The 24232-nt window shown below is 72.7% G+C and carries 21 protein-coding genes, 1 tRNA gene and 1 riboswitch; of the genes, 13 read left to right on the forward strand and 9 right to left on the reverse strand.

The window, feature by feature from the left end:
* The 6 genes from J7E86_RS21165 to J7E86_RS21190 form a co-directional block, all read left to right on the forward strand.
* The coding region (locus tag J7E86_RS21165) for an NAD-dependent epimerase/dehydratase family protein (RefSeq protein ID WP_374223835.1) at positions 1–367 on the forward strand (367 nt) is incomplete at its 5' end.
* Positions 364–1056 carry a spherulation-specific family 4 protein gene (locus J7E86_RS21170; RefSeq protein WP_215083303.1) on the forward strand — a complete coding sequence of 231 codons (693 nt, stop codon included), beginning with the start codon at positions 364–366 and terminating at the stop codon, positions 1054–1056. The genes J7E86_RS21165 and J7E86_RS21170, both read left to right, overlap by 4 nt.
* On the forward strand, positions 1053–1913 hold the full coding sequence (locus J7E86_RS21175) for an endo alpha-1,4 polygalactosaminidase (RefSeq protein ID WP_215083304.1): 861 nt from the start codon (positions 1053–1055) through the stop codon (positions 1911–1913). The genes J7E86_RS21170 and J7E86_RS21175 overlap by 4 nt, the downstream gene beginning before the upstream one ends.
* 305 nt (positions 1914–2218) lie before the next feature.
* Positions 2219–2656, forward strand: coding sequence for a helix-turn-helix domain-containing protein (locus J7E86_RS21180; RefSeq protein WP_215083305.1), 438 nt, complete (start codon positions 2219–2221; stop codon positions 2654–2656).
* 10 nt (positions 2657–2666) lie between these two features.
* Positions 2667–3083: a VOC family protein gene (locus tag J7E86_RS21185; RefSeq protein WP_215083306.1), complete on the forward strand. Its 417-nt coding sequence runs from the start codon at positions 2667–2669 to the stop codon at positions 3081–3083.
* Between the two features lie 298 nt (positions 3084–3381).
* Positions 3382–5781, forward strand: coding sequence for an excinuclease ABC subunit UvrA (locus J7E86_RS21190; protein ID WP_215083307.1), 2400 nt, complete (start codon positions 3382–3384; stop codon positions 5779–5781).
* A gap of 81 nt (positions 5782–5862) precedes the next feature.
* Here J7E86_RS21190 and J7E86_RS21195 read toward each other — a convergent pair.
* Together J7E86_RS21195 and J7E86_RS21200 are read right to left on the reverse strand one after the other, a co-directional pair.
* A tRNA-Met gene (locus J7E86_RS21195) sits at positions 5863–5936 on the reverse strand.
* Positions 5937–6008: 72 nt separating this feature from the next.
* Positions 6009–6425, reverse strand: a complete 417-nt coding sequence (locus J7E86_RS21200) for a YchJ family metal-binding protein (protein WP_215083308.1) — start codon at positions 6423–6425, stop codon at positions 6009–6011.
* A gap of 170 nt (positions 6426–6595) precedes the next feature.
* On the opposite strand from J7E86_RS21200, the gene J7E86_RS21205 reads away from it, so the two are divergent.
* The gene (locus tag J7E86_RS21205) at positions 6596–9553 is read left to right on the forward strand and encodes a BTAD domain-containing putative transcriptional regulator (RefSeq protein WP_308312662.1); all 2958 of its coding nucleotides are present in this window, start codon (positions 6596–6598) and stop codon (positions 9551–9553) included.
* A gap of 3 nt (positions 9554–9556) precedes the next feature.
* Here the strand turns inward: J7E86_RS21205 and J7E86_RS21210 are convergent, their stop codons facing one another.
* Positions 9557–10591 (reverse strand): YncE family protein, encoded by a 1035-nt coding sequence (locus tag J7E86_RS21210; protein ID WP_308312663.1) that lies wholly within the window; start codon positions 10589–10591, stop codon positions 9557–9559.
* A gap of 295 nt (positions 10592–10886) precedes the next feature.
* On the opposite strand from J7E86_RS21210, the gene J7E86_RS21215 reads away from it, so the two are divergent.
* On the forward strand, positions 10887–11606 hold the full coding sequence (locus tag J7E86_RS21215) for a polysaccharide deacetylase family protein (protein ID WP_215083311.1): 720 nt from the start codon (positions 10887–10889) through the stop codon (positions 11604–11606).
* On the opposite strand, the gene J7E86_RS21220 is transcribed toward J7E86_RS21215, so the two are convergent.
* On the reverse strand, positions 11581–12090 hold the full coding sequence (locus J7E86_RS21220; protein ID WP_215083312.1) for a universal stress protein: 510 nt from the start codon (positions 12088–12090) through the stop codon (positions 11581–11583). The genes J7E86_RS21215 and J7E86_RS21220 overlap by 26 nt on opposite strands.
* Before the next feature lie 187 nt (positions 12091–12277).
* Here J7E86_RS21220 and J7E86_RS21225 point away from each other — a divergent pair, with 187 nt between their 5' ends.
* From J7E86_RS21225 to J7E86_RS21235, 3 genes are all read left to right on the forward strand, one after another.
* Positions 12278–13513 carry a sensor histidine kinase gene (locus J7E86_RS21225; RefSeq protein WP_215083313.1) on the forward strand — a complete coding sequence of 412 codons (1236 nt, stop codon included), beginning with the start codon at positions 12278–12280 and terminating at the stop codon, positions 13511–13513.
* A 206-nt stretch (positions 13514–13719) separates the two neighbouring features.
* Entirely contained in the window at positions 13720–14367 is a 648-nt protein-coding gene (locus J7E86_RS21230; RefSeq protein ID WP_215083314.1) for a response regulator transcription factor, read from the forward strand.
* Between the two features lie 87 nt (positions 14368–14454).
* Positions 14455–16011, forward strand: coding sequence for an MFS transporter (locus J7E86_RS21235; protein WP_308312664.1), 1557 nt, complete (start codon positions 14455–14457; stop codon positions 16009–16011).
* A 24-nt stretch (positions 16012–16035) separates the two neighbouring features.
* On the opposite strand, the gene J7E86_RS21240 is transcribed toward J7E86_RS21235, so the two are convergent.
* The 3 genes from J7E86_RS21240 to J7E86_RS21250 form a co-directional block, all read right to left on the reverse strand.
* Positions 16036–17088 (reverse strand): type III polyketide synthase, encoded by a 1053-nt coding sequence (locus J7E86_RS21240; protein ID WP_215083315.1) that lies wholly within the window; start codon positions 17086–17088, stop codon positions 16036–16038.
* 72 nt (positions 17089–17160) lie between these two features.
* Positions 17161–17982, reverse strand: coding sequence for a helix-turn-helix domain-containing protein (locus J7E86_RS21245; RefSeq protein WP_215083316.1), 822 nt, complete (start codon positions 17980–17982; stop codon positions 17161–17163).
* 346 nt (positions 17983–18328) lie between these two features.
* Complete coding sequence (locus J7E86_RS21250; protein ID WP_215083317.1) at positions 18329–19411, reverse strand: glutamate--cysteine ligase; 1083 nt, start codon at positions 19409–19411, stop codon at positions 18329–18331.
* Positions 19412–19745: 334 nt separating this feature from the next.
* Positions 19746–19925: riboswitch (cyclic di-AMP (ydaO/yuaA leader) on the forward strand.
* 3 nt (positions 19926–19928) lie between these two features.
* Between J7E86_RS21250 and J7E86_RS21255 the strand changes: the two genes are divergently transcribed.
* On the forward strand, positions 19929–20402 hold the full coding sequence (locus J7E86_RS21255; protein WP_215083318.1) for a C40 family peptidase: 474 nt from the start codon (positions 19929–19931) through the stop codon (positions 20400–20402).
* Between the two features lie 77 nt (positions 20403–20479).
* Here the strand turns inward: J7E86_RS21255 and J7E86_RS21260 are convergent, their stop codons facing one another.
* Positions 20480–21553, reverse strand: coding sequence for a S1 family peptidase (locus tag J7E86_RS21260; RefSeq protein WP_308312665.1), 1074 nt, complete (start codon positions 21551–21553; stop codon positions 20480–20482).
* 595 nt (positions 21554–22148) lie between these two features.
* Between J7E86_RS21260 and J7E86_RS21265 the strand changes: the two genes are divergently transcribed.
* Positions 22149–23129: a cellulase family glycosylhydrolase gene (locus J7E86_RS21265; RefSeq protein ID WP_215083320.1), complete on the forward strand. Its 981-nt coding sequence runs from the start codon at positions 22149–22151 to the stop codon at positions 23127–23129.
* A 220-nt stretch (positions 23130–23349) separates the two neighbouring features.
* Here J7E86_RS21265 and J7E86_RS21270 read toward each other — a convergent pair whose 3' ends face one another.
* A complete protein-coding gene (locus tag J7E86_RS21270) occupies positions 23350–24192 on the reverse strand; it encodes a hypothetical protein (RefSeq protein WP_215083321.1) in 843 nt (280 codons plus the stop codon).
* Positions 24193–24232 lie beyond the last annotated feature (40 nt).

Below are 24232 nucleotides of genomic sequence, written 5' to 3' on the forward strand. Positions count from 1 at the left end.
CGCCGGCAGCGTCCGCGTCGGCGACCTCACCGCCCGGCGCGACTTCGTCGACGCCCGCGACGTCGCCGACGCCATAGCCCGCTGCGTCACCGCCCCCGGCCCGCTGCCACCCGTACTCAACATCGCCAGCGGCACCGCCCACCCCGCCCGGCGGATCGCCGACGGCCTCGTCCGGGCCGCCGGCTTCCGCGGCCGCCTCGACGACGACGGCGACGACTCCCCGCGCTCGGCGGCCGTCCCCTGGCAACAGGCCGACATCACCCTCGCCGCCCGCGCCCTGGGCTGGAAACCGTGCCGGGACCTCGACCGGTCCCTCACCGACCTGTGGGCCGAGACCCTCGCCCGGCCCGAGGAGCCCGTGCGATGACCCCGACGACCGCGGCGCCCCGGGCGCGTCTGCTCGTACCGCTGTACGTCCACCCGGCGGCCGACCCCGCCGCCTGGACCGCACTGGAGGAGGCCGCGGCCGGCCTGCACGGCGTGGTGCTCAACATCGCGGACGGCCCGGGCCGCGTACCCGATGCGGCCTTCGGCCAGGCCGCCGCACGGCTGCGCACCGCGGGCGTACCCCTGCTCGGCTACGTCGACACCGGCTACGGCCACCGCCCCGCCCGCGAGATCGTCGGCGACATCCGCAGACACCGCAGGTGGTACGACGTGGACGGCGTCTTCCTCGACCAAGTGCCCGCCCAGGCCGCCGCCCTGCCCCACTACCGGCGACTGGTCCTGCTGGCCCGCGCCCTGGGCGCGCGGACCGCCGTCCTCAACCCCGGCACCCACCCCGACCCCGGCTACGCCCGCGTCGCCGACCTCCTGGTGACCTTCGAGGGCCCCTGGGAGACGTACCGGCGCGCCGGCGTCCCCGCCTGGACCGCCGACCACCCCCCGGGCCGCTTCTGCCACCTCGTCTACGGAGTGCCGCCCGGCCACGCCGACGATGTGGCCCGCACCGCAGACGGGCGGGGCGCCGCGGTGCACTGCGCGGTGCCGGGAGTGGGGGACAATCCCTGGAGCGGCGCGCCGTGGGCGGCCGGCGGGCAGGAGGAGCGGGGATGAGCGTGCGACGGTGGCTCGCGGTGGTGGCGCTGCTGGCACTGACGGGTTGCTCCGCCACGGACGCCGACGATGCCGGGGACGCGGAGGACGAGCCGACGCAGGCATCGACACCGGCATCGACGCCGACGCCCGCGCCGACGGGCTCGCGGGCGGGGGACCGGTGGCAGCCCCGCCCGGGCACCCGCTGGCAGTGGCAGCTCGACGGCCGGGTCGACACCACGGTCGACGTGCCCGTCTACGACATCGACGGCTTCGAGAACTCCGCCGGGACCGTCGCCGGCCTCCACGCCCGCGGCCGGAAGGTCATCTGCTACATCAACGCCGGCGCCTGGGAGGACTGGCGCCCCGACCACGGCGCGTTCCCGAAAGGGCTGCTCGGCTCCCGCAACAAGGGCTGGGAGGGCGAGAAGTGGCTGGACATCCGCCGCCTCGACACCCTCCGTCCGATCATGGCGGCCCGCTTCGACATGTGCCGCGAAAAGGGCTTCGACGCCGTCGAACCGGACCTCACCGAGGGCTTCCGCAACGACACCGGCTTCCCCCTGACCGCCGCCCACCAGCTCGCCTTCAACCGCATGCTCGTCAAGCTCGCCCACGACCGGGGCCTGGCCATCGGCCTGAAGAACGACCTGGACCAGATTCCGCAGCTGGTGTCCGAGTTCGACTTCGCGGTGAACGAACAATGCGCGCAGTACGGCGAATGCGAAAGGCTGACGCCGTTCGTGCGGGCGAAGAAGGCCGTCTTCCACGTGGAGTACGAGGTGGGAACGGCGGACTTCTGCGGCCCGTCCCGGAAACTCGGCCTGAGCTCGATGCGCAAACGCCTGGGACTGGACGCTTGGCGGGAGGCTTGCTGAGGGGGAGCGGGGGAGCTGCGCGGTGGTGTCCTCAAGCTCCCCCAGCTACCGCTGGGGGTGCCCCAACGGGTTGAAAGCGGCTGAGCTCAGCCACATCAAGCCCGTCTGGGGGCACCTCCCAGCGGTAGCTGGGGGAGATTGAGGACGCGCCCGCAGGGCGCCCGCCGCCGCAGGCGGCAACGACGGCCTGCTCCGCCGCAGGGCGGCCACGCGGCAAAGACGGCCCGCGGCCGAAGACCCGCCGGACACCGCCCAGGAGCAATGATCGCGGAGGCGGGTCACCCCCGCCGTGCGATGCTGGTGGCATGACCCTGGAGGACCTGGTACGGCTGCGTCGCGCCCGGGACGCGATGGACCGCGACTACGCGCGGCCACTGGACGTGCCGGCGCTCGCGAACGTCGCCCTCATGTCGCCCGGGCACTTCTCGCGCAGCTTCCGCGCAGCCTTCGGTGAGACGCCCTACAGCTACCTGATGACCCGCCGTGTCGAGCGGGCGAAGGCGCTGCTGCGGCGGGGCGACATGAGCGTGACGGAGGTCTGCTTCGCGGTCGGATGCACCTCGCTGGGATCGTTCAGCTCGCGCTTCACCGAGCTGGTGGGCGAGAGCCCCAGCGCCTACCGGGCCCGTTGCCACGAGGACGGCGCCGCGATCCCGGCGTGCGTCGCCAAGATCTTCACGCGACCGGTCAGGAACGGTGCATCGGTCAGGAATGGAGAAGCGGAATCCGGCGCCGCCTCGTAGCGTCTACGGCATGGATATCAAGCTCGCACAGTGCTTCATCGCAGTCGACGACCATGACAAGGCGCTCGCCTTCTACCGCGACATCCTCGGCCTGGAGGTACGCAACGACGTCGCGTTCGAGGGGATGCGCTGGGTGACCGTCGGCTCACCCACGCAGCCGGGCGTGGAGATCGTCCTCGAACCTCCGCTCGCCGACCCCAATGCCTCGCCGGCCGACAAGCAGGCGATGGCGGAACTGCTGGCCAAGGGCATGCTGCGCGGCGTGATCTTCTCCACCGACGACTGCGACGCCACCTTCGAGCGCATCCGGGCCGCCGGCGGGGAGGTACTGCAGGAGCCGATCGACCAGCCGTACGGCGTCCGCGACTGCTCCTTCCGCGACCCGGCCGGCAACATGCTCCGCTTCAACCAGCCCCGCAAGCGGTAGGGAGCGCTTGCGGGATGCTCCCGGCCGGTGGCTGTGGAGAGCGTGCTCCGGCTGCTGGGGGCGGACGGCGGGAGAAGAATGCCCGGACCTCGCCGCGCCGCCGGATCGCGCTGCCCGCGGGCCGGCCAGGAGTGGATCGTCACCGGCGCGGGGACCAGTACCGGGGCGACGCAGGCGGCGAGCGGGCGCCATCCGCGCCGCCCGTCCGACCACGCGCTGATGCAGAACTCATACGGATAGCGCCAGGCGACGCCGGCGGAGACCGCGAGGGCGGCCCCGCCCGACAGACGGAGACACGATGAGCAAGGCCAAGACGACGGACACGCAGTCGCCTGCGCTGCACATTGCTGCCGACAGCCATGATCTGATCCGCGTGCACGGCGCGCGAGAGAACAACCTCAAGGACGTCAGCATCGAGATCCCGAAGCGCCGGCTGACGGTGTTCACCGGCGTCTCCGGCTCGGGCAAGAGCTCGCTGGTGTTCGACACGATCGCCGCGGAGTCGCAGCGGCTGATCAACGAGACCTACAGCGCCTTCGTGCAGGGCTTCATGCCGACGCTGGCGCGGCCCGAGGTCGACGTACTCGACGGACTGACGACCGTGATCACCGTCGACCAGCAGCGGCTGGGTGCCGACCCCCGCTCCACGGTCGGCACCGCCACCGACGCCAACGCGATGCTGCGCATCCTCTTCAGCCGGCTCGGAAAGCCCCACATCGGCCCGCCCGGCGCGTACTCCTTCAACGTCGCCTCGGTGACGGCGAGCGGTGGGTTGAGGGTCGACCGCGGTGCCGACAAGACCAAGACCGAGAAGGTGACCTTCAGCCGCACCGGCGGCATGTGTACGCGCTGCGAAGGCCGCGGCACGGTCTCCGACATCGACCTCACCCAGCTCTACGACGACTCCAAATCGCTCGCCGAGGGCGCGTTCACCATCCCCGGCTGGAAGTCGGACAGCTTCTGGACCGTGCGGGTCTACGCCGAGTCGGGCCTCCTCGACCCGGACAAGCCGATCCGCAAGTTCACCAAGAAGGAGATGCGGGACTTCCTCTACCGGGAGCCGACCAAGGTGAAGGTCGAGGGCGTGAACCTCACCTACGAGGGGCTGATCCCCAAGATCCAGAAGTCGTTCCTGTCCAAGGACCGGGAGGCGATGCAGCCGCACATCCGGGCGTTCGTGGACCGGGCGGTCACCTTCACCTCCTGCCCCGAGTGCGACGGCACCCGGCTCAGCGAGACAGTCCGGTCGTCGAAGATCAAGAAGATCAACATCGCCGACGCCTGCGCGATGCAGATCAGCGACCTGGCCGAATGGGTCCGCGGCCTGGCCGAACCGTCGGTGGCGCCGCTGCTCACCGCGCTGCGGCAGACGCTCGACTCGTTCGTGGAGATCGGCCTCGGCTACCTCTCGCTCGACCGGTCGTCGGGCACCCTGTCGGGCGGCGAGGCGCAGCGCGTCAAGATGATCCGCCACCTCGGCTCCTCGCTCACCGATGTCACCTACGTCTTCGACGAGCCCACCATCGGGCTCCACCCGCACGACATCCAGCGGATGAACGACCTGCTGCTGCGGCTGCGGGACAAGGGCAACACGGTGCTCGTCGTGGAGCACAAGCCGGAGACGATCGCGATCGCCGACCACGTCGTCGACCTCGGCCCCGGCGCCGGTACGGCGGGCGGCACCGTCTGCTTCGAGGGCACCGTCGAAGGGCTGCGGGCCGGCGGCACCATCACCGGCCATCATTTCGACGACCGGGCCGTCGTCAAGGAGACGGTGCGGAAGCCCACCGGGACACTGGAGATCCGCGGCGCGACGGCGAACAACCTGCGCGACGTCGACGTCGACATCCCGCTCGGTGTGCTGACCGTCATCACCGGCGTCGCCGGCTCCGGCAAGAGCTCGCTCGTGCACGGGTCGATCCCGGCGGGCGAGGGTGTGATCTCGGTCGACCAGGCAGCGATCAAGGGCTCGCGGCGCAGCAACCCGGCGACGTACACCGGACTGCTCGACCCGATCCGCAAGGCGTTCGCGAAGGCCAACGGCGTGAAGCCGGCGCTGTTCAGCGCCAACTCCGAGGGCGCCTGCCCCACGTGCAACGGCGCGGGCGTCATCTACACCGACCTGGCGATGATGGCCGGCGTCGCCACCACCTGCGAGGAGTGCGAGGGGAAGCGGTTCGAGGCTTCGGTGCTCGAGTACCACCTCGGCGGCCGCGACATCAGCGAGGTGCTCGCGATGTCGGTGACCGAGGCAGAGGAGTTCTTCGGCGCCGGCGAGGCGCGCGCACCGGCCGCGCACCGCATCCTCGACCGGCTCGCCGACGTCGGGCTCGGCTACCTCAGCCTCGGCCAGCCGCTCACCACGCTGTCCGGCGGCGAGCGGCAGCGGCTCAAGCTGGCCACGCACATGGCCGAGAAAGGCGGCATCTACGTCCTCGACGAGCCGACCACCGGCCTGCACCTCGCCGACGTCGAGCAGCTGCTCGGTCTGCTCGACCGGCTCGTGGACTCCGGCAAGTCGGTCATCGTCATCGAGCACCACCAGGCGGTCATGGCACACGCCGACTGGATCATCGACCTCGGCCCCGGCGCCGGCCATGACGGCGGCCGTATCGTCTTCGAGGGCACTCCCGCCGACCTCGTAGCCACCCGCCCCACCCTCACCGGCGAGCACCTCGCGGCGTACATCGGCACCTGACCGAGGCACCTCGCGGACACCGTGGGACCCACAACCGAAAAACAGTGAAGGCCCGGCAATTGCCGGGCCTTCACCAATAAGTAGCGGGGACAGGATTTGAACCTGCGACCTCTGGGTTATGAGCCCAGCGAGCTACCGAGCTGCTCCACCCCGCGTCGTTGCTCCGAACAGTACGGCATGGACGGCGCTGGACCGAATCGCCTGTCTCCGGGCAGTGGCCGCCCGGCTCACTCCATGGCGTCCACGTACACCCATCGCCCCTCCACCCGCACGAAGCGGCTGTTCTCGTGCTGGGAGTCCGTGTGGCCGCGCAGCGTGTAGTGGGCGCGGAATTCCACCGTGCCCTCCGAGTGGAACGGTGTGCCGTCGTTCGTGGCGAGGATTTCCAGCCGGGTCCACCGCTGGCGGCGGTCGAAGTCGATGGTGTCCGGTCGCGTCGAGGGGTGCCACGTGCGGAGCAGGTAGGCGGCGTCGTGGACGGCGAAGGCGCTGAAGCGCGAGCGCATCAGGCGTTCGGCCGTGGACGCCGACTTCCTTCCGTCGTGGAGGCTGCCGCAGCAGTCGCCGTACGTGGCGTCGAGCCCGCAGGGGCAGGGAGAGGTGGCGGTGACGGCGGGCTGTCGGTTCGCGTGGTTTCTGGACACGTCCCAATTGTGCCCGCTCCGTCCGGTAGGGCCGTTCGGCGCTGGTACCCGGAGTGATCGCTCGCCTATGATGCGGCTCCATTCATCCGTCGATATGCGGGGAGTTCTCACCGTTGGGCGTTCTGGACAGTGGGATTCGGATTCAGCTGCTCGGTCCCCTCCGGTGCGCGGTGGAGGAGGGGACCGCCATCTCGCCGGGCGCCCCCGGCCCGCAGGCGGTGCTGGCGGCGCTGGCGCTGCGCGCGGGCAGCCTGGTGACCACCTCTCAGCTGGTCGACGGGCTCTACGCCGAGGACCCGCCGCCGTCCGCCCGGCGGGTCGTCGTCAACTACGTCCACCGGTTGCGCTCCCGCCTGACCCCCGACCGCACCCCGGGCGGCGCCGCGCCCACCGAGCCGCTGGTCATCGAATCGGCCGTCGGTGGCTACATCCTGCGGCTGCCGCCGGACGCCGTCGACGCCCTGCGGTTCGGGCGGCTCACCGCCCAGGCCCGGCTCGCCGCCGCCGACGGCGCCCCCGCGGTCGCCGTGGCGGTGCTGGAGGAGGCGCTCGGCATGTGGCGCGGGCCCGCGCTCGCAGGGCTCTCGGGCCCGTACGCCGACACCCAGCGCCGTACGCTCACCGAGCAGCGCGCCTCCGCCGTCGAGCACTACCTGGAACTGCTGCTGGCGTGCGGCCGGCACGCGGACGCGATACCGGGCATCCTGCGCGCCCTGGACGTGCACCCCTACCGGGAGCGGCTGCACGGCGCGCTGATGCTCGCCCTCTACCGGTCGGGGCGGACCGCCGACGCCCTCGCCGCGTACGACCGGGCCCGCCGGGTGCTCAAGGAGGAGCTGGGCATCGACACCGGGCCCGAGCTCAAGGCGGCCCACGCCGCGATACTGGCCGGCGAGGCGGCCGCCCTGTCCGACGCCCCGGTGTCCGCGCCCTTACCCGCGGCGCCGACGATGCGGCCACCCGTCACCGAGACGTCCGTACCGGCTCAACTTCCCGCGCCGCCCGCGGACTTCACCGGCCGGCGCGACCAGGCGGCCGCCCTCGCCGCCGCGCTCACCGAGGGCACCCACGCCGTCGCGGTCGTCACCGGCATGGGCGGCGTCGGCAAGACCTCGCTCGCCGTGCGCACGGCCCACGACGTCGTGGAGTCCTTCCCCGACGGGCAGCTCTACGCCGAACTGCGCGGCGCCGACGGCGCGCCGGTCGACCCGGCGGACGTCCTCAGCGGATTCCTCACCGCCCTCGGTGTCCCGCCCGCCCGGATCCCCGCCCGGCTCGCCGACCGCGCGGCCCTCTTCCGCTCCACGGTCTCCGGCCGCGCCGTGCTGGTCGTACTCGACAACGCCGTGGGCGTCGACCGACTCCAGCCGCTGCTGCCCGGGGCGCCCGAATGCGCCGTACTGATCACCGCTCGTGCGCTGACCGCCATGCCCGCCACGTTCACCCTGCCCCTCGACGGGCTCGGCCGGCGCGACGCCGTCGACCTCATCGGCCGGATCGCCGGCCCGCGGCGCGCGGCGGAGGAGCCGGAGGCCGTCTCGGCGCTGGCGGCCGCCTGCGGGCACCTGCCGCTCGCGCTGCGGGTCACCGCGGCCCGCCTCGCGGCCCGGCCGGCCTGGACCGTCGCCGCGCTGCTGGAGAGGATGTCGGACGAGGCGCGGCTCCTGGGGGAGTTGCGGGCCGGCGACCTCGCCGTCGAAGCGGCCTTCGAGATGTCGTTCTCCCAGCTCGGCTCCGCACACGCCCGCGCCTTCATGCTCCTGTCGATCCCGCACCGCGCCGAATGGGACGTCGAGGCCGCGGCCGCCCTCCTGTGCCTGCCCGAAGCGGACGCGGAGGACGTACTGGAGGCGCTGGTCGACGCCGCCCTGCTGGAGACCTGGGCCCCGGGCCGCTACCGCTTCCACGACCTGGTCGGGGTGTACGCGCGCACCAAGGCGCGTACGGGTCTGACCGCGGCGCAGCGCCGCGAGGCGGTGCTGCTGGCCCTCGACTTCCTGTGCGCCGGTGTCGTCTCCGCGGTCGAGGAGACCCAGCCGCTGGGCAAACCGCTCACCAGCACGACACACCCGCGGCGCACGGCGGGCCCCGACGTCGGTACCGGGACGGTGGCCGTGTCCTGGGTGGGCGTCATCCTGCCGGCGCTCACCGCCCTCGTCGAACAGGCGGCCGTCACCGGCGATCCGGACGCCGTGGCGCTCAGCGTGGACATCCTCGCGCTCATGCCCTGCTTCGAGGAATCGGTTCCGCTGGCCTCGCTCGTACGGGCGGCCGGCGATCTGGTGCCCGCCGCCCGGGCCCACTGCGGCGAGGACATCATCGGCACCGCCCACTACGCGGCGGGTGTCATCCACCGCAAGCACGCCGCCTTCGAGGAGTCACGGGCCCACCTGCTGAAGGTGCTGGAGCTCTTCGGTGACGCGCCCTCCGTCACCGACACCCGGCGCTACCTTGCCGTGCTGTTCGCCCTGTCGATGCTCGCCGAGATCGCCCTGGAATGCGGCGAGCACGAACCGGCCCGCGCCTTCGCCGAACGGTCCGTCGCCCTCGCCGAGGCGACCGGCGACCGGCGGCTGACGGCCAGGCGCCGCACGGTCCTCGTCCAGGTCGAGGTGCGCGACCCCGGCTGCCGGGGGGAACTGGCCCGTATCGGTGCGGAGTGCCGGGCCCTCGCCGAGGTCTTCACCGGCGACGAGGACCGCGAATGGCTGAACACGGTGATGATGACCGAGGCGCTCAGCCATTCCTACGACGGCCGGCACACCGACGCCGTCCGCCGCTACACCGAGGTGCTCGAACGCACCCGGGTCAGCGGCCACGCCCGTATCGAGACCGAGTGCCGCTACCGGCTCGCCGAGGCGCTGCTGGCCGCCGGGGACACGGCCGCCGCCCTCGACCACGCCCGGCGGGCCCTGGACGGCGCCCGCCTCACCCGCGAGAACCTCCTCATGGCCCGCAGCCATCAGGCGCTCGGCCAGGCCCTGAGCGCCTCCGGCGGGCACGGGGAGGCCGCGGGCCACCTGGACCGGGCGGCCGCCCTGTACCGCGAACTCGGCCTGCGGGCCGACGCCGAGGCCATGAGCGCGCTCACCGACCGGGCGGAGGGGGCCGCGGACCCGGCACCCTGAGGCTCAGCCGGCCGCGGGGACGTACGCCAGCCCGTGCGCCCCCGCCTCGCCCGCGTGCTCGACCTCCAGCGTGGTCACCACGCGCATCTCCCGCAGGTCCACCACGGTCACGGTGCCGGACATGACGTTGGAGACGTAGCCCGTCGCCCCGTCCGGCGAGGAGGTGATGGTCAGCGGGAACCGGCCGACCGGCACCTGGCCCACCACCTCGAACGTGTCCGGGGAGAAGACCGTCAGGACACCGTCGCGCTGCGCGCCCAGCGCGCCGCCGGGGGCGTCCGCCATCCGCAGCTCGCCCGCGAGGACCGCGCCGGTGGCGGTCGTGTGCACGGGGAAGACCACGCCCCCGGTGGGCAGGACCCGCACCACCTCGCCCGTCGCGGCCTCGATCACCCGGATGCCCGCCGGCGCGGCGGGCGGGCTGCCGAAGTCACCCTTGGGTGCGGCGACGTAGACGTACCGTCCGTCGGGCGAGACGTCCAGGCCCTCGCTGCCCGGTACGGGGACGCGCCCGGCGAACTCCCCGCGTTCCAGGTCGACGACGGAGACGAACGGCGCCTCCTTGTTGGTCGACCAGCCGCGGCGCCCGTCGGGGGAGATCGCGAACCAGTGCGGGCCGTCGGCCATCACCGGGATCCTGCCGACGCGTTCATGCGTCCCCGCGTCGAGGACGACCACCCCGCCGGGTTCGGTCGCCGTCGCCTCGACGCTGACGTACAGCCGGCCCCGTTCCCGGTCCAGCGCGAGCCCGTGCGGGGCGTGGTCGGGGCCGATGTCGATGGTGCCGACGACCTTGCGGGTGTCCACGTCGATGACGCCGATCAGCCGGGCCCGCCCCTGATGGGCGTGGTAGTAACCCGACACATACGTGGTGGTGGAGTACAGCAGCCGCCGGTCGGGGTCGAAGCACAACTCGTGCGGCTCGGCGGGTACGTCGAGCACGTCCAGCCGTTCATGGGTGACGGCGTCGAAGAAGGTGACGGTCGGTCCGGACTGGCTCACGACGGCCAGCAGGTCATGGTCTCGGTCGGTGTTCACAGCACGCATCCTGCGGACGCGGCGGGTCGCGTTCCAATGCCCGACGGGCAAGGAATGGTTGCCCCGCGCGCAAAGATCCAGGTGGCGGCCGCCGCGGAGGGGGAGGGGGTGTGTGCCACATCACGCCCTCACATCGCCCGCCGCGTCATCCGCCATGTCACCCCCGACACGCTCCGCGCTGTCGGCGCGGCGGGCCCGGCGGCAGGATGATCGGACCGCACGGCGACCACAGAAGGAGTCCGACCACAGCCCGGCCGAAACCCGACGACAGTCCGATCACTGGAGGAGTCCGCGCATGTCCGGTTCATGGAAGAGCGCCCGGTCCACGACGGCCGTGGCCCTGGCCGCCCTCGTCCTCGCCCTCGTCCCGGCGGCGGCCCCGGCGGCGGGGCCGGGGGAATACGACCACCAGCGCTGCGGCAACACCTCCCCACGGGTGCTGCTCACCCTCGACGACTGGCCCGAGGGCAACGACGACCGGACCGTCGAGGTGGGGGCGTACCTGCAAAGACGCGGGGTCCGCGGCGCGTTCTTCCTCATCAACCAGTACGCGTCCCAGCAGCCGCGGATCGCCGAGACCCTGCGCCGGCAGGGCCACTGGGTCGGCAACCACACCTATTCCCACCCCCACCTGCGGCGCCTCTCCGAGCAGGACGCCCGTACGGAGATCCGCCGCGGCCTCTCCAGCACCCTGCTGCGCCCGCCCTACGGGGACTTCGGCGACCGGGAGACCCGCATTGCCGCCGAACTCGGCTACCGCATCTGCACCTGGACCGTCGACACCCTCGACTGGGAACGGACCGGCGACGGTTACCGCAGCCCGGAGGCGATCCGCGCGAGCGTGCGCAACGCCCCGGCGGCGGACAAGCGCGGCGGGGTCGTCCTCGGGCACCTCTTCAGCCGCTTCCCCGACGCCCTGCCCGGCCTGATCGACGACCTGAAGGGCCAGGGCTACGGGCTGTGCCGCAACACCGGACCCACCCAGCGCGTCATTCCCTATCCCCTGGGCTGCTGAGGGCCGGCTCCCCCGGGCCACCGGCTCCCGTGGCGCTCCTCGGCGGTACGACCAGGACCGGCCCGGGGGCGTGCCGCAGGCAGTAGCGGCTCACCGAGCCCACCAGGAGGCGGTGCAGCGCGCCGTGCGAGCCCCCGCCGACCACGAGCAGGTCGCCGTCGGCGTCGGCGGCCTCCACCAGCAGCGGGCCCGCCTGTCCCCGAGCGACGACGGGAGCGCAGGGGAGATCGTGCGGAAGGCCGCCCAGCGCGTGGTCGCACGCACACCGCAGGGCCTCGTGCGCCCGGTCGTCCAGCTCCCGGGACTCCTCCGGGTCCGGCGGCCAGAGCATGTCGGCGTAGTCGCCCTGCGGGGAGGAGTAGACGAGGACCGGACGCAGCTCGGCGCGGTGCCGGCGGGCTTCTCCCGCCGCCTGCCGCAGCGCGACCAGGCTCCCGTCCGAACCGTCGACCCCGACCACGACACGTCGTACGGAGCGATTCATATTCCTGCTCCTTCCGATGCGGGCCCATAGGCGCTCACGCGGGTGGGCCCTGGGAATCCTTGCCTTTTCCATGCTGGACGCGCGGGCCTCTCCGGGATATCCCTCGGTCGGCCCACCGGCCGGGGGAATGCCATTTCCACCGATCGGCCCACCCGGACACGGCAGGGCCTCGGGTAATGTCGAAACGATGACCACACGGTGGCGTGAGCGGGAAACCGGCGAGATGGTCGCCCAGTCCTCGCGCTATGTCGCGTGGAGCCGGCTCCCGTTCTTCATTCCGCTTTTCCTGGCGGGGCAGCAGCCGGCGGTGGACTACTTCCACCATTTCTGGTTCAACTGCCTGCTCGGCGTGTATCTGCTCTGGTCGCTGGTGAGACTGCTGTGGGTCCACCGGCGGCCGGTGACCGGGCTGCGCGGCGCGGTGGCCACCCTGATCGCCGACCTCCTGATCATCACGGGTCTCGCGGCCGCCGCCGGCGGCCAGGACTCCCCGGTCCGCTACGCGTACTTCGCCTGGCCCCTGGCCACGGTCCTGTGGCAGATGCCCAAGGTCACCGCCGCGCTGGGCCCGGTCTGCATGGCGGCCTACGCCGGGATGTCCCTGCCGCACCTGCTCGACGACCCCACGGAGGCGAGCTGGCCGGTCGTCGTGGACGAGGTCTACGTCCTGTGGGTCACCGGCGTGTGCACGTTCATCGCCCTGCTCCTCGGCCGGCGTGCACGCGCCGTCTCCGACCTCCTCGACACCCGCGAGCTGCTGCTCGACGACGCCCTCGCCGCGGAGACCCGCGAGCGGTCGGACCTCGCGGACGCGCTGCACGACGGTGCCGTCCAGACCCTTCTCGCCGCCCTCCACGACCTGGAGGAGGTCGAGTCGGAAGCCATGCGGACGGGCGCGGGCGCCTCGGCCGGATCGGCCGCCCTGGCCCGCGCGCAGACGGAGCTGCGCGGGACGGTCAAGGAGATGCGGGAGATCATCTTCGATCTGCACCCGCACATCCTGGCGACGGCGGGCCTGGAGGCCGCCCTGCGCGCGGCCGGGGACCGGTTCGCCCGCCGCGGCGGCTTCGCCGTCGACTACGACCTGAGGCTGCCGGGCCGCGTCGGCCACGAGGCCCTGCTGTACTCGGCGGCCCGGGAACTGCTCGGCAACATCGTCAAGCACGCCCGCGCCTCGCACGTGCGCGTGCGGCTCGCCGTCGACGACGGCACGACCGTCCTGACCGTCCACGACGACGGGGCCGGCTTCGACCCCCGGGTCGTCCGACGCCGGGTGAAGGAGGGCCACATCGGGCTCGCCAGCCACTATGTGAGGGTGGAGAGCGCGGGCGGCCGGTTCCTCGTGGACAGCGCGCCCGGGAACACGACGATCGAGGTCAGGCTGCCACGAGGAGCACGGCGTGCCGCGGGCGGTGCCGGCTGACCGAGCCGCCTGCGGCGGCGGGCGCCCTGCGGGCGCGTCCTCAAACGCCGGACGGGCTGATTGTGGCTGAGCTCAGCCACAATCAGCCCGTCCGGCGATTGAGGACACCGCCGCGCAGCGGTGGTGCGCACGAACACGGCCCCGCCTATCGTGGTCCGGGAGCGGCCGTGACGGGCGGCGGGCCTACGGGAGGAGACGGTTGCACGGTGGCCGATTCCGGTGCGCGGGTGACCGTGGTGGTGGCGGACGACCACCCCGTCTACCGCGAGGGCATCGCCCGCGGGCTCCAGCTCAGCGGCCGCGTCGAGGTGGTCGCCGAGGCCGAGGACGGCGCCGACGCCCTGCGGGTGATCCGCGAGCTGGAACCCCAGGTCGCCCTCATCGACTACCGGCTGCCCACCCTGGACGGCATCGCCGTCGTCCACGCGCTCGTACGGGACCACGCGCCGACCCGGGTCCTCCTGCTGTCGGCCACGACCGACGCCGCCGTGGTCTACCGGGCGGTCCAGGAAGGGGCCGCCGGATACCTCGCCAAGGACGCCAGGCGCTCCGAGATCGTGGACGCCGTGCTGAAGGTCGCGAGCGGCCGGCAGGTGGTCTCGGAGGAACTGGCCGGCGGGCTGGTGGACGAGATCCGGATGCGCGCGGACCGCGACCCGGCGGTCCTCTCCGACCGCGAGCGGCAGGTACTGCGCGGATTCGCCGACGGCAAGAGCATCCCGCAGCTGGCCGCCGAACTGTACCTGGGCGCCAGCACGGTGAAGACCCACACGCAACGGCTCTACGAGAAGCTCGGCGTCTCCGACCGCGCCGCCGCCGTGGCGGAGGCGATGCGGCGGGGCCTGCTGGAATGACGCCGCCTCGGTCAGGGCTCGGCAGCCGGACCGGCCCCCGCCGGCGCGCGGATGCGAGCCACCGGGGCACGGGTTACGTTCCCCCTCGTGGACCCTGTCTCCTCCGCGGCCCCTGCCGGCCCGCACCCGGCCGGCTCCGCGCGCTGGGCGATGCTCGCGGTCCTGTGCGCCAGCCTCCTGCTGGTCGCCATGGACGCCACGATCCTCAACGTCGCCCTGCCCTCGCTCATCAAGGAGATGCGGCCGGACGCCCTGGAACAGCTGTGGATCATCGACATCTACGGTCTGGTGCTGGGCGGACTGCTCGTCACCGCGGGCGCGGTGGGCGACCGGCTGGGCCGGAAGCTGCTGTTCGTCCTCGGCTTCGCGGTGTTCGGCGCGGCGTCGGTGCTCGCCGCCACCGCCGGGTTCACCGACAGCGTCCTGCAACTGATCGCCGGCCGGATCCTCCTCGCCATCGGCGGGGCCATGGTCATGCCGTCCACGTTGTCGCTGATCCGCACCATCTTCACCGACCCCCACGAGCGCACCCTGGCCATCGGGATCTGGGCGGCCGTGGCGGGGGCGGGCGCGGCGATCGGCCCGCTGGTGGGTGGTGTGCTGGTGAGCGCCTACTCCTGGTCGGCGGCCTTCTGGGTGAACGTCCCCGTCGTGGCCGTCACCCTCGTCGCGGCCGTGCTGCTGCTGCCCGAGTACCGCAGCCCCTCGCACCACGACCTCGACCTCCCCTCCGCGGTGCTCTCCGTGGCCGGGGTCATCGCCACCGCCTGGGGCATCAAGCACCTCGCCGGCGGCTTCCGCCCGGCCGACCTGGCCGTGCTGCTGGTCGGCCTGGCGGCGCTGACCTGGTTCGTACGCCGTCAGCTGGACTCCGCGGACCCGCTGCTGGACGTCCGGCTGTTCGCCAACCGCGCCTTCCTGGCCGCCGCGCTGGCCACGCTGATCGCCATGATGGCCATCGGCGCCGCCCTCTTCCTGATCTCCCTCTGGCTCCAGTACGTGCACGGCTACGACGCCCTCGCGGCGGGCGTGCGGACCCTGCCGGTGGCCCTCGCTGCGCTCGTCGCCTCCTTGCTGACGCCGTGGCTGCTGCGCCGGACCGGCGTCAGGCCCGTGCTGACGGCGGGTCTGGCCGCCCTGCTCTGCGGCTTCGTCCTGCTGGCCGCCGCGCCGCAGCCCCTGCACTACGCCGTGGTGGCCGTCGCCCTCGTCACCTTCGGCCTCGGCGACGGCATGGCGATCACCGCCTCGGCCGCGGTGCTGGTGGCGGCCGTCCGGCCGGAACGCGCCGGCCAGGCGGGGGCGGTCTCGGAGAGCGCGTACGAACTGGGCATCGGCTTCGGCGTGGCCCTGCTCGGCAGCATCCACGGCACCGTCTACCGCTCCCGGATGACCGGCCTGCCGGACCGGGTGCGCGGCGCCGACCTGGACAGCGCCCGCGCATCGGTGGGCGGCGCCGACCAGGTGGCCCGGTCCCTCGGCCACGACAGCGCGGCGGGCCGGGCCGTCCTGAAGGCGGCGCGGTCGGCGTTCGACGACGCCCTGACCGTCGCCGCCCTGGTGTCGGTGGGCATCGTGACGGCGGCCGTCGTCCTGGCGGCGGTGCTGGTGCCGCGCGGGTTCAGGGCCGACTCCGCCCACTGACCGCGCGCACCGCGGGAGGGCCCGTCAGGCACACCACGTGCCCCGGCACGCGGCGGCCGTGAAACCGGGGCCGAACGCCAGCAGCACCCCTGACGCGCCGTCACCGGGCGGGTCGTCGTGCGTACGGGCCAGGACGTCCAGCACCGCTACCCCGCCCAGGTTCCCGTTCTCCCGCAGGCTGTTCCAGGAGTGCCGCAGCACCTCCTTGCCGAGGCCCAGGCCGCGCGCGCAGTCGTCGAGGACCCGGGGCCCGCCCGGGTGGACGATCGCCCACGCCGGCCCGTCGGCCGTCCCGCGCGGATCCAGCCAGCCGCACAGGGCGGGCATCACGTCGGCGGTGGCCTCGGTCGCGGCCCGGGTGGAGTCGAAGTGCAGACCGTCGCCGTCCAGCCGGCCCCAGTAGCAGTCGTGACTGTCCGGCAGCAGGTACTCCCAGGTGTCGTCGACCCGCAGCCCGGGGCCCAGGGGAACGTCGGTGACCAGGCAGGCGCCGGCACCGTCACCGAACAGCGCCTTGTAGATCATCGACTCGAACGTGGCGTTCCGGTGGTTGTAGAGCGTGCTGATCGTCTCCGCGACGACCACCAGGACCCGGCTGCCGGGATGCGCCCGGACATGGTCCGCGGCGCGGACGAGCGCCTGCGCGCCCCCGACGCAGCCCAGCGACGACATCGGGACGCGCCGGACGTCGGGGCGCAGGCCGAGTGCGCCGATGAGGTGGATGTCCAGGCCCGGTACGACCCAGGAGGTGGTGTGGCTGGTGACGACGCAGTCGATCGCCGACGGCTCCAGGCCGGCACCGGCCAGGGCTTCGCGGGCGGCCTGTTCGGCGAGGCGGGCGGAGTCGGCGAACGCCACGTTGTTGCGCTCCTCGATCGCCGCGGTGCCGGAGACGGTGGGGGAGTGCAGCGGCCGGGTGAAACGGCGGCTCCGCACCCCGGTCGCCCGGGCCACCCGCACCATGGACTCCAGCCGTGGGTGGCGGGGGTGGTGGGCGCGGATGTCGTCGCAGATGTCATCGGTGGAGACCTGGTGGCCGGGCAGGGCGATGGCGGGGCGCGATATGTGCGGTGTCACGGAGGGGCTCCACGGGGTAGGACAGGCGGCCTGTGCGGGTGGGGTACGGGCGGCCGCTTTCCTATCAGGTCATCATGCGTGGAGCATCGCCCGGCGGGCGGGGGTCCGGCGCTCGCCGGGACGGAAGACCAGCACCATCAGGCGGGCGCGGGGCGACGCCAGGGGTTCGGCGCTGCACAGCGACACCCAGCCGGGGCCCTTCGTCGTGTGCAGCAGGGGCCTCTCGTCACCGTCGGGATGGACGTACGCGCGGCCGCCCGCCTCGTACAGCGGCCCGACCACCGGGTCGGCGAGGATGTCCGCCTCCAGCTCGGCGAGGGTCTCGTCGTGGGGCAGCGCGGCCACGGCCGCCCGCATCTGCGGGAGGACCATCGGCACCCAGTGCTCGCGCCAGCCGGCGAGCACCGTACGGGCCTCGGGGTGGAGCGTCATCCACCGCATGGTGTTCTCCGGCACCTCGCCGCGCGGGAACATCTCCGCGAACGCTTCGTTGTGCGCGATGACGCGCCAGGACTGGTCGTTGAGGTAGGCCATGTGGGACAGCCCGTCGACGACGTCCTGCCACGCCCGGGGTATCTCCGTCCCCGAGCGCTGGTGCAGCGGGTACGGGGGGTCGCGGTGCACGGCGTAGAGCCACAGCGACGTCCACTCGTGCTCGGTGAACGCCAGCAGCCGGGCGACGTCCCGCAGCAGGTCCTCCGGCGGGTGGGGGTACGAGCCCGTCTCCAGCCGGTTGTAGGTGCCGTGGGTGCGGTGCAGCAGCTGGTCGATCTGGCTCTGGCTCAGTCCCGGGGCCCGGCGGCCCTGGCGCGAGGGCCGGGCGAGCCCGTGGTCCTCCGGCGCGATGTGAGCGCGCCGTTCACGGAGCAGAGCGCGCAGCGCTTCCTTGTCCACGGTGTTCCCCCAATATCACGCAATATCACGACCGGCACCGCGAGAGGAAGCCGATTTCATGGGCGACTTTTTCCAATGAAAAGTTCCCGACAGAAATGATCGCATCCTTGCTGCATGATCGAGGCACGGGTCAGCAGTCACGGGGGTGCCGCTGACCTGGCCAACGTCACCGTGGGCCGAATGGCTGCCGAAGGAGAGGGACGATTCGTTCCCTGACCGACCGTCCGGGCCCGCAGTGGGCGGGAAACATCCGCCGGCAGCTGCCGAGAGCCGCGTTATAGGAAGCACGTGCCGAGCCCGGCGCCCTCGGGGTCGCCGGGCTCATGGTTTCGCGATCCGCCCCCGTTCAGGGTTCGGTGATGAGGTCGGTGACGGCCCGCAGGCCCTCCTTGGCCAACGCCCGGCGCTGCCGGTCCGCCGGGGTGCCGCGCCGCAGGAGCCGGTGGACCAGCGCGTGCACCTGCTGGGTGTCGCCCGATTCCTCCAGCGCCTGCCCTATGTGTCCGAGCAGGGTGCGGACGACGTCCTCGGCGTCGCGCCGCTTGCCCTCGGGATCGACGAGCACGCCGTCCAGTCCGTGCCGTGCCGCGTGCCAGTTCGCCGCGTTCAGCAACTCGGGGCTGCAGTGGGAGGCCAGCGGGCCGCTCTTCTCGTCGCGGATGGCGGTCGCCACCAGACCCCGGACGACCCCGGCGAGCATGACGGCGTCGTCGACCCGCAGCTGGACGTCCAGGCACCGGACCTCGATGGTGGGGTAGCGGTCGGACAGCCGGGCCTGCCAGTACAGCTGCCCCCGGTCGGTGATCGCACCGGCCACGAACAGCGCCTGGATCCGCTCCTCGTAGTCGGCGAGGCCGGCGAAGTGCGGCGGCGGCCCGCAGACGGGCCAGCGGCTGTAGACCACGGTGCGCCAGCTGGCGAAACCGGTGTCCTGGCCGTGCCACATCGGCGAGTTCGCCGCCATGGCCACCAGGACGGGCAGCCAGGGGCGGACCCGGTTGAGCACGCCGACGCCCACTTCCCGGTCGGGGATGGCGACGTGCACATGCATCCCGTTGACGAGCTGCTCGTCGACCAGCTGGGGGGCCTCGCTGTGCATGGCCATGTAACGCGGATGGCGCGTCACGGGTACGGGCGTCAGGCCCGCGCGCGGTGAGGTGCCGCTCGCGGCGATCCGGCAGCCCGTCCTCTTGGCGGCGGAGCTCACCGCGTGGCGCAGCCGCAGCAGATGCCGGCTCGCTTCCGCCAGGTCCGTACAGACCGGAGTGGCAACTTCCACTTGGGCCTGTAACAACTCCGCCTGAATCTCCCGCTCGGATACGACCGGCTCCAGGTCCACCGCCGCACAGACCTGCTCTGCCATCGGTACGGGCAGCGCGGTGGCCGGGTCGAGCAGAAGATACTCCTCCTCGATCCCTAGGGTGAGCATGTCGTATCGCTACCCCCGTGCCGTCCCGGCGAACCGCCACCGCCCGCGCGCCGCCGCTTTCTGACGCAAAGACGCCGCGTACCCGTGCGCGTACCCGCTCCGACCGGACTCATGTGACTCGATTTCAGTGGCCATCCGGATCTCCCAACTTCCTTGCGCTAAAAGGATTCAGATGATCCGTGTGGTGTGAATACGTACCCCGGTTCCGCGAATGGCCGGGAAGTGAAGAAGTTCACAGAACCCCCTCTGAACGCCTGATTCCGGCGTTCCGTGATGCAGGATCTTGGATCGAACACAAGATCCCGTCACCGAGGCGGGCGACCCGGGCGGACGCCGAGTCCTGCCGCCGTACCGGGTGCGGAGCAGATTCGAAATGGATCGGCAGGAGCGGGAGACCCAAGCACGACGGACCACGATCGCGGTGGTCCTTGGGGTGAAGCCACATCCGTGGCCGGGCAACTTCGACAGCCCGAACCCGACAGGTCATCTTTCGCAGGCGGATGACGAAGGGTTTGGCATGTCTGCGTTCCCTCGCATACCCGCGCTCGTTTCCCGGGCCGGTGCCGCGTCCGTGCTCACCGCCGCCACCGTGACCGCCTCGATGCTGCTGCCGGGCCTGTCCGGCGACGCCCAGGCGGTCACCGCGGGCCAGGGCGCCCTGAAGGTCGCGGCCTCCAAGAAGGGCTCGCCCTACCAGTACGGCGCCGCGGGCCCCAACCGGTTCGACTGCTCGGGCCTGACCCTCTACTCCTTCAAGAAGGTCGGCAAGACGCTGCCGCGCACCGCCGCACAGCAGTACAACAAGACCCGGCACCTGTCCGCGGGCTCCCGCCAGGCCGGTGACCTCGTCTTCTTCCACTCCGGCAGCAACGTCTACCACGTGGGCATCTACGCCGGCGACAACAAGATCTGGCACTCGCCCAAGCCCGGCGCGTCCGTCCGCCTGGAGAAGATCTGGACCGGCAGCGTCTGGTACGGCCGCGTCAACTGACCCTCAAGGCCCATGACGACGTGACCACGGCCCCCGCACCGGAAGCCCGGCGCGGGGGCCGTGGCCCGTCCCGCACGTCAGGGAAGCTGCGCCCCGAGCGCCGTCAGGGCGTCGGGCACCGGCTGGAAGAACGTCTCGCCGCCGGAGGAGCAGTCGCCGCTGCCACCGGAGGTGAGCCCGAGGGCGGCGTCGCCGTCGAACAGGGCGCCACCGCTGTCGCCCGGCTCGGCGCAGACCGAGGTGCCGATCATGCCCTCGACCGCGCCCTCCTCGTAATTCACCGTGACGTCGAGAGCGGTGACCTCGCCGTCGTGGACCTGGGTCGTGCTGCCGCTGCGCCGTACCTGCTCGCCGACGGTCGCCGCTGCGGCCCGGGCGATCCGCTGCGTACCGCCGTAGAGGTCCACCGCGCTGGGGTGGGCGGTATTGGAGGTGTAGCGCACGATCGCGTAGTCGTGGCCGGGGAAGGTGGAGCTCTCCGTCGTACCGATCCGGGCGCCGCCCTGTGAGGCGGACCAGGAGGCGGAGGCGTTGCCGCAGTGCCCGGCGGTCAGGAAGTAGGGCTTGCCGCCCTTGGTGACGTTGAAGCCGAGCGAACAGCGCACTCCGCTGCCCCAGATCGCGTCGCCGCCCGCGATGAGCGGGCGGAGCGTGCCGGGCGTCCTGCGGAGGGCGGCCTTGTCGCCCAGGCCCGCGACGGTCTTCTCCAGCCGCGCCAGCCCGGCCCCCTCGACCGTGCTGTCCGCGGTGACGACGACCTTGTTCGTGCGGGGGTCGACGGACCATGTGGTGCCGGGTATGGACGCCTTCACCTTCAGGGTTCCTCTCGCCGAGGCGAGTTCGGCCGCCGAGTGCGCGACCGTCCTGGCCTCGGCGCCCGCGGCCCGTACCCGCGCGGCGGTCGGACCGTCGACGACGCCGACGACGAGCTTGCGCGCCGCGGCGTCGTAGTACGAGCCGGCCGTGTGCGCCGCGCCGAGGTCCGCGGTGAGTCGCTGCCCGAGTTCGGCCGCCCGGGTGGCGGAGAGCGTGCCGGGGGCGGACGCGGGTGCCGCGTGGGCGCTCGGCAGGGTGAGCGCGGCCGTCGCCAGGAGCGCGGCGGCCGTGCCGGCCAGTGCCGTGCGGCGTGCGGGGATGCGTGAGTGGATCACTTGTGGCCTCCTGTGGGGGAGTGCCCGGCGGAATCGGTGACCGGGCGTGGAGGTCGTACGCGCGGTGACGGCGTACGGGAAAGTGAGGGCATGCGTGAAGCGAGGACGTGCGGGACAGGGGGATGGGCCGGAGCCGATGGCGCGGACGCGGCGGGACGCCGATGAGTCGGTCGCGTCCATGTCAAGTAGGGCTCAGTGTCGCGACGGTTCCCGGCGGCGTTCAAGAGCGACATTCGGTCGTGTGAACACGCTGCCCCACAGGCTCCCGGGATCACGGGCGCATCGATGGCCGCCCTCGTCAACAGGCGTGTCCCCACATGGAGTTCGGTGAGCGGTGAGCGGACAAGAAGGCCCTCCCTTGTCCGGTAATCGCTCTCCTCGCCGCTCAAAGCGCCTTTCTTCGCGGGACTTTCACAGCTCGGCCCGGGTGGTGCGGAAGCTGTGCGCACCCCCTGCGGCGCCCGCGCGGCCGCGATGACACCCGTGCGCTCCGCGCGCCCGCTGCGGGCAACGAGCTCCCGCCCGGGCCACCTGTACGGGTGACGCCCCGCCTGGAAAGGCGGCCGTGGTGGCCCCTGCTGTCAGGCTGCTCCGCATGCGTCGCCGTACCTTCGTCGTCTCGGCCGCCGGAGCGGCTCTCGCCACGACCACCCCCACGGCAGCACCGGCCCTCGCGGCCGATCCCCTGCCGCCCGCGCTCGGCGCGCGGTTCCCCGGCATGGAGAGGGGCTACTGGCGGGGCGGGCGGCCGCGCTCCGGGTTCCACCGTCACCTCGACACCCTGCGGGCGTACGGCGTCGGCCTCGTCCGCGTCGACGTCGCCCGGCCCGGGAGCGAGCGCCGGCGCGGCGGTCAGCGGGCCGGACACCCGTACCACCAGCGCCTGTCGACCCTGCTCGACGCGGCCGCCGCGCGCGGCGTCGACGTCCTGCTCACGCTCCACGACTCCCCGGCGTGGGCGCGCCCCGGCGCCTCCTCGCGCGACGCGTCCGCCCGCTTCTCCGACGGCCCCGGGGCCATCACTTCTTGGGCCCGGTGGATGGCGGCCACGTACGGCGACCGCGTGTACGCCTGGGAGGTCCGGCACGAGCCCGACCTCCCCGGGACCACCGGCGTCCACCGTCCCGCGGAGCGCGCCGCCCGCTGCGCCGCACTCCTCACGGCGTGCTCCGCCGGCCTGCGGTCCGGCCACCCCTCGGCCGTCGTGGTCCTCGGCGGCCCCCGCCGCGCCGACCACCGCTTCGTCCGCGATGTCTACGCCGCGGGCGCCCGCGACCATTTCGACGTCCTCGCCCTCCGCCCCGGCCCGCCCGGCGGCGTTCAGGACGTGACCGACTTCCCCGCCGTGGCCGAGGCGATGCGCGCGTACCGGGACGGCGACAAACCGGTGTGGTGGACGGAACTCGGATCCGGAGAGCCCGCCCGCGCCTTCGAGCTCGCCCGGACCCACTGCCCGCAGGTGCGGCTGGGAGTCGTCGACCCGGGCGCTTCAGTGCCCCAATGGGCCGGCTTACGCGACTACTTCAGCCGGCACGACGGGCACCGTGACCCTCTCGGGGTCCGGCCGACAGCGTGATGGGGATGCTCGTCGCGACGGCCAGGGGGCGCAAGGGGAGCAAGCACCGGACGCGCTGAAATCGGCTGAGTTCAGCCGAAATCAAGCCCGTCCGGCGCTTGAGGACGCGCCCGCAGGGCGCTCGCCGCCGCAGGCGGCAAAGACAGCCGGCAGCCGAAGACCGCCGGACACGGCCTCGTGCCGGGATCGTCGACGACCGTACGAGCGCCCCCCTTCGCGCTCACGCGCACGGCAGCAGCGCCGCCAGGGGAAACTCCTTCACGTCCGCCGGTGACCGGGAGACATACAGGGCGGCGTGGAACCAGCCCTCGCTCTCCTTGCCCGCGGGATCCTCGTGGGCCGCGGTCACCGCGTCGACGGCGTACCGCCGTTCCCTGTCGCCGGTGAACCGGCGCTGCGGGAAGGTGCGGGAGGTGACCTTCTCGGTGTGCAGGCCGTGCGCGGCCAAGGCATCCTCGATCGGCCCGTAGGAGGCGGTCCGCAGGACGAACGCCGCCACCCACACCGGTTCGCGCGCGGCGTCCAGGAGGGCGTCGAGCGTCCGGCCGGTCAGGAAGCTCGCACCGCCGGTGAGGGTGATCAGGCGGGCGTCGCGCGTGCGCTCGCGCAGGGCCGCGCTCGGCGGCGCCGTCTCCAGGTTCTCGGCGAAACCGTCGTCCAGCAGGCCGACGGCACACGCGTACGACACGGCGTGCGCGGCGACGTCGAGGCCGGTCACCGGCGCCGCGCCCGGACGGCGCCGGGCCGCGAAGTGCAGGCGGTCCGCCTCGATCAGCTCCGCGGTGGTGAGCGCGGCGATCTCCGGTGAGGTGTAGCGGGCGTACAGGTCGTCCAGGGTCACCTCGTGGTTCAGCAGGGCGGCGTTGATCCCGTAGGAGCAGCAGATGTCCACCACCGGGGTCGCCGCGCCCCCACGGGCCGCGACCAGGCGCCGGAAGATCTCCTGGGCGTGGTGGGGAGTCCGGTACCCCCAGGGGCCCAGCGCGCGGAAGTAGCCCCGGGGATCGGGCAGGTCGTAGAACTCGTCGAACGGCGTCATTCCGGTGCCCGACGTGTGCGTCATCGTGCGCGTCCTCTCGCCCTGGGGCGGGAACGGCCGCGGT

The sequence above is a fragment of the Streptomyces sp. ISL-11 genome, from assembly GCF_018614525.1.
Classification (GTDB): domain Bacteria; phylum Actinomycetota; class Actinomycetes; order Streptomycetales; family Streptomycetaceae; genus Streptomyces.

Coding starts and splice junctions, on each gene's coding strand:
- J7E86_RS21170 (WP_215083303.1), top strand. CDS start 364: ATGACCCCGACGACCGCGGCGCCCCGGGCGCGTCTGCTCGTACCGCTG.
- J7E86_RS21175 (WP_215083304.1), top strand. CDS start 1,053: ATGAGCGTGCGACGGTGGCTCGCGGTGGTGGCGCTGCTGGCACTGACG.
- J7E86_RS21180 (WP_215083305.1), top strand. CDS start 2,219: ATGACCCTGGAGGACCTGGTACGGCTGCGTCGCGCCCGGGACGCGATG.
- J7E86_RS21185 (WP_215083306.1), top strand. CDS start 2,667: ATGGATATCAAGCTCGCACAGTGCTTCATCGCAGTCGACGACCATGAC.
- J7E86_RS21190 (WP_215083307.1), top strand. CDS start 3,382: ATGAGCAAGGCCAAGACGACGGACACGCAGTCGCCTGCGCTGCACATT.
- J7E86_RS21215 (WP_215083311.1), top strand. CDS start 10,887: ATGTCCGGTTCATGGAAGAGCGCCCGGTCCACGACGGCCGTGGCCCTG.
- J7E86_RS21220 (WP_215083312.1), bottom strand. CDS start 12,090: ATGAATCGCTCCGTACGACGTGTCGTGGTCGGGGTCGACGGTTCGGAC.
- J7E86_RS21225 (WP_215083313.1), top strand. CDS start 12,278: ATGACCACACGGTGGCGTGAGCGGGAAACCGGCGAGATGGTCGCCCAG.
- J7E86_RS21250 (WP_215083317.1), bottom strand. CDS start 19,411: ATGCTCACCCTAGGGATCGAGGAGGAGTATCTTCTGCTCGACCCGGCC.
- J7E86_RS21255 (WP_215083318.1), top strand. CDS start 19,929: ATGTCTGCGTTCCCTCGCATACCCGCGCTCGTTTCCCGGGCCGGTGCC.
- J7E86_RS21265 (WP_215083320.1), top strand. CDS start 22,149: ATGCGTCGCCGTACCTTCGTCGTCTCGGCCGCCGGAGCGGCTCTCGCC.
- J7E86_RS21270 (WP_215083321.1), bottom strand. CDS start 24,192: ATGACGCACACGTCGGGCACCGGAATGACGCCGTTCGACGAGTTCTAC.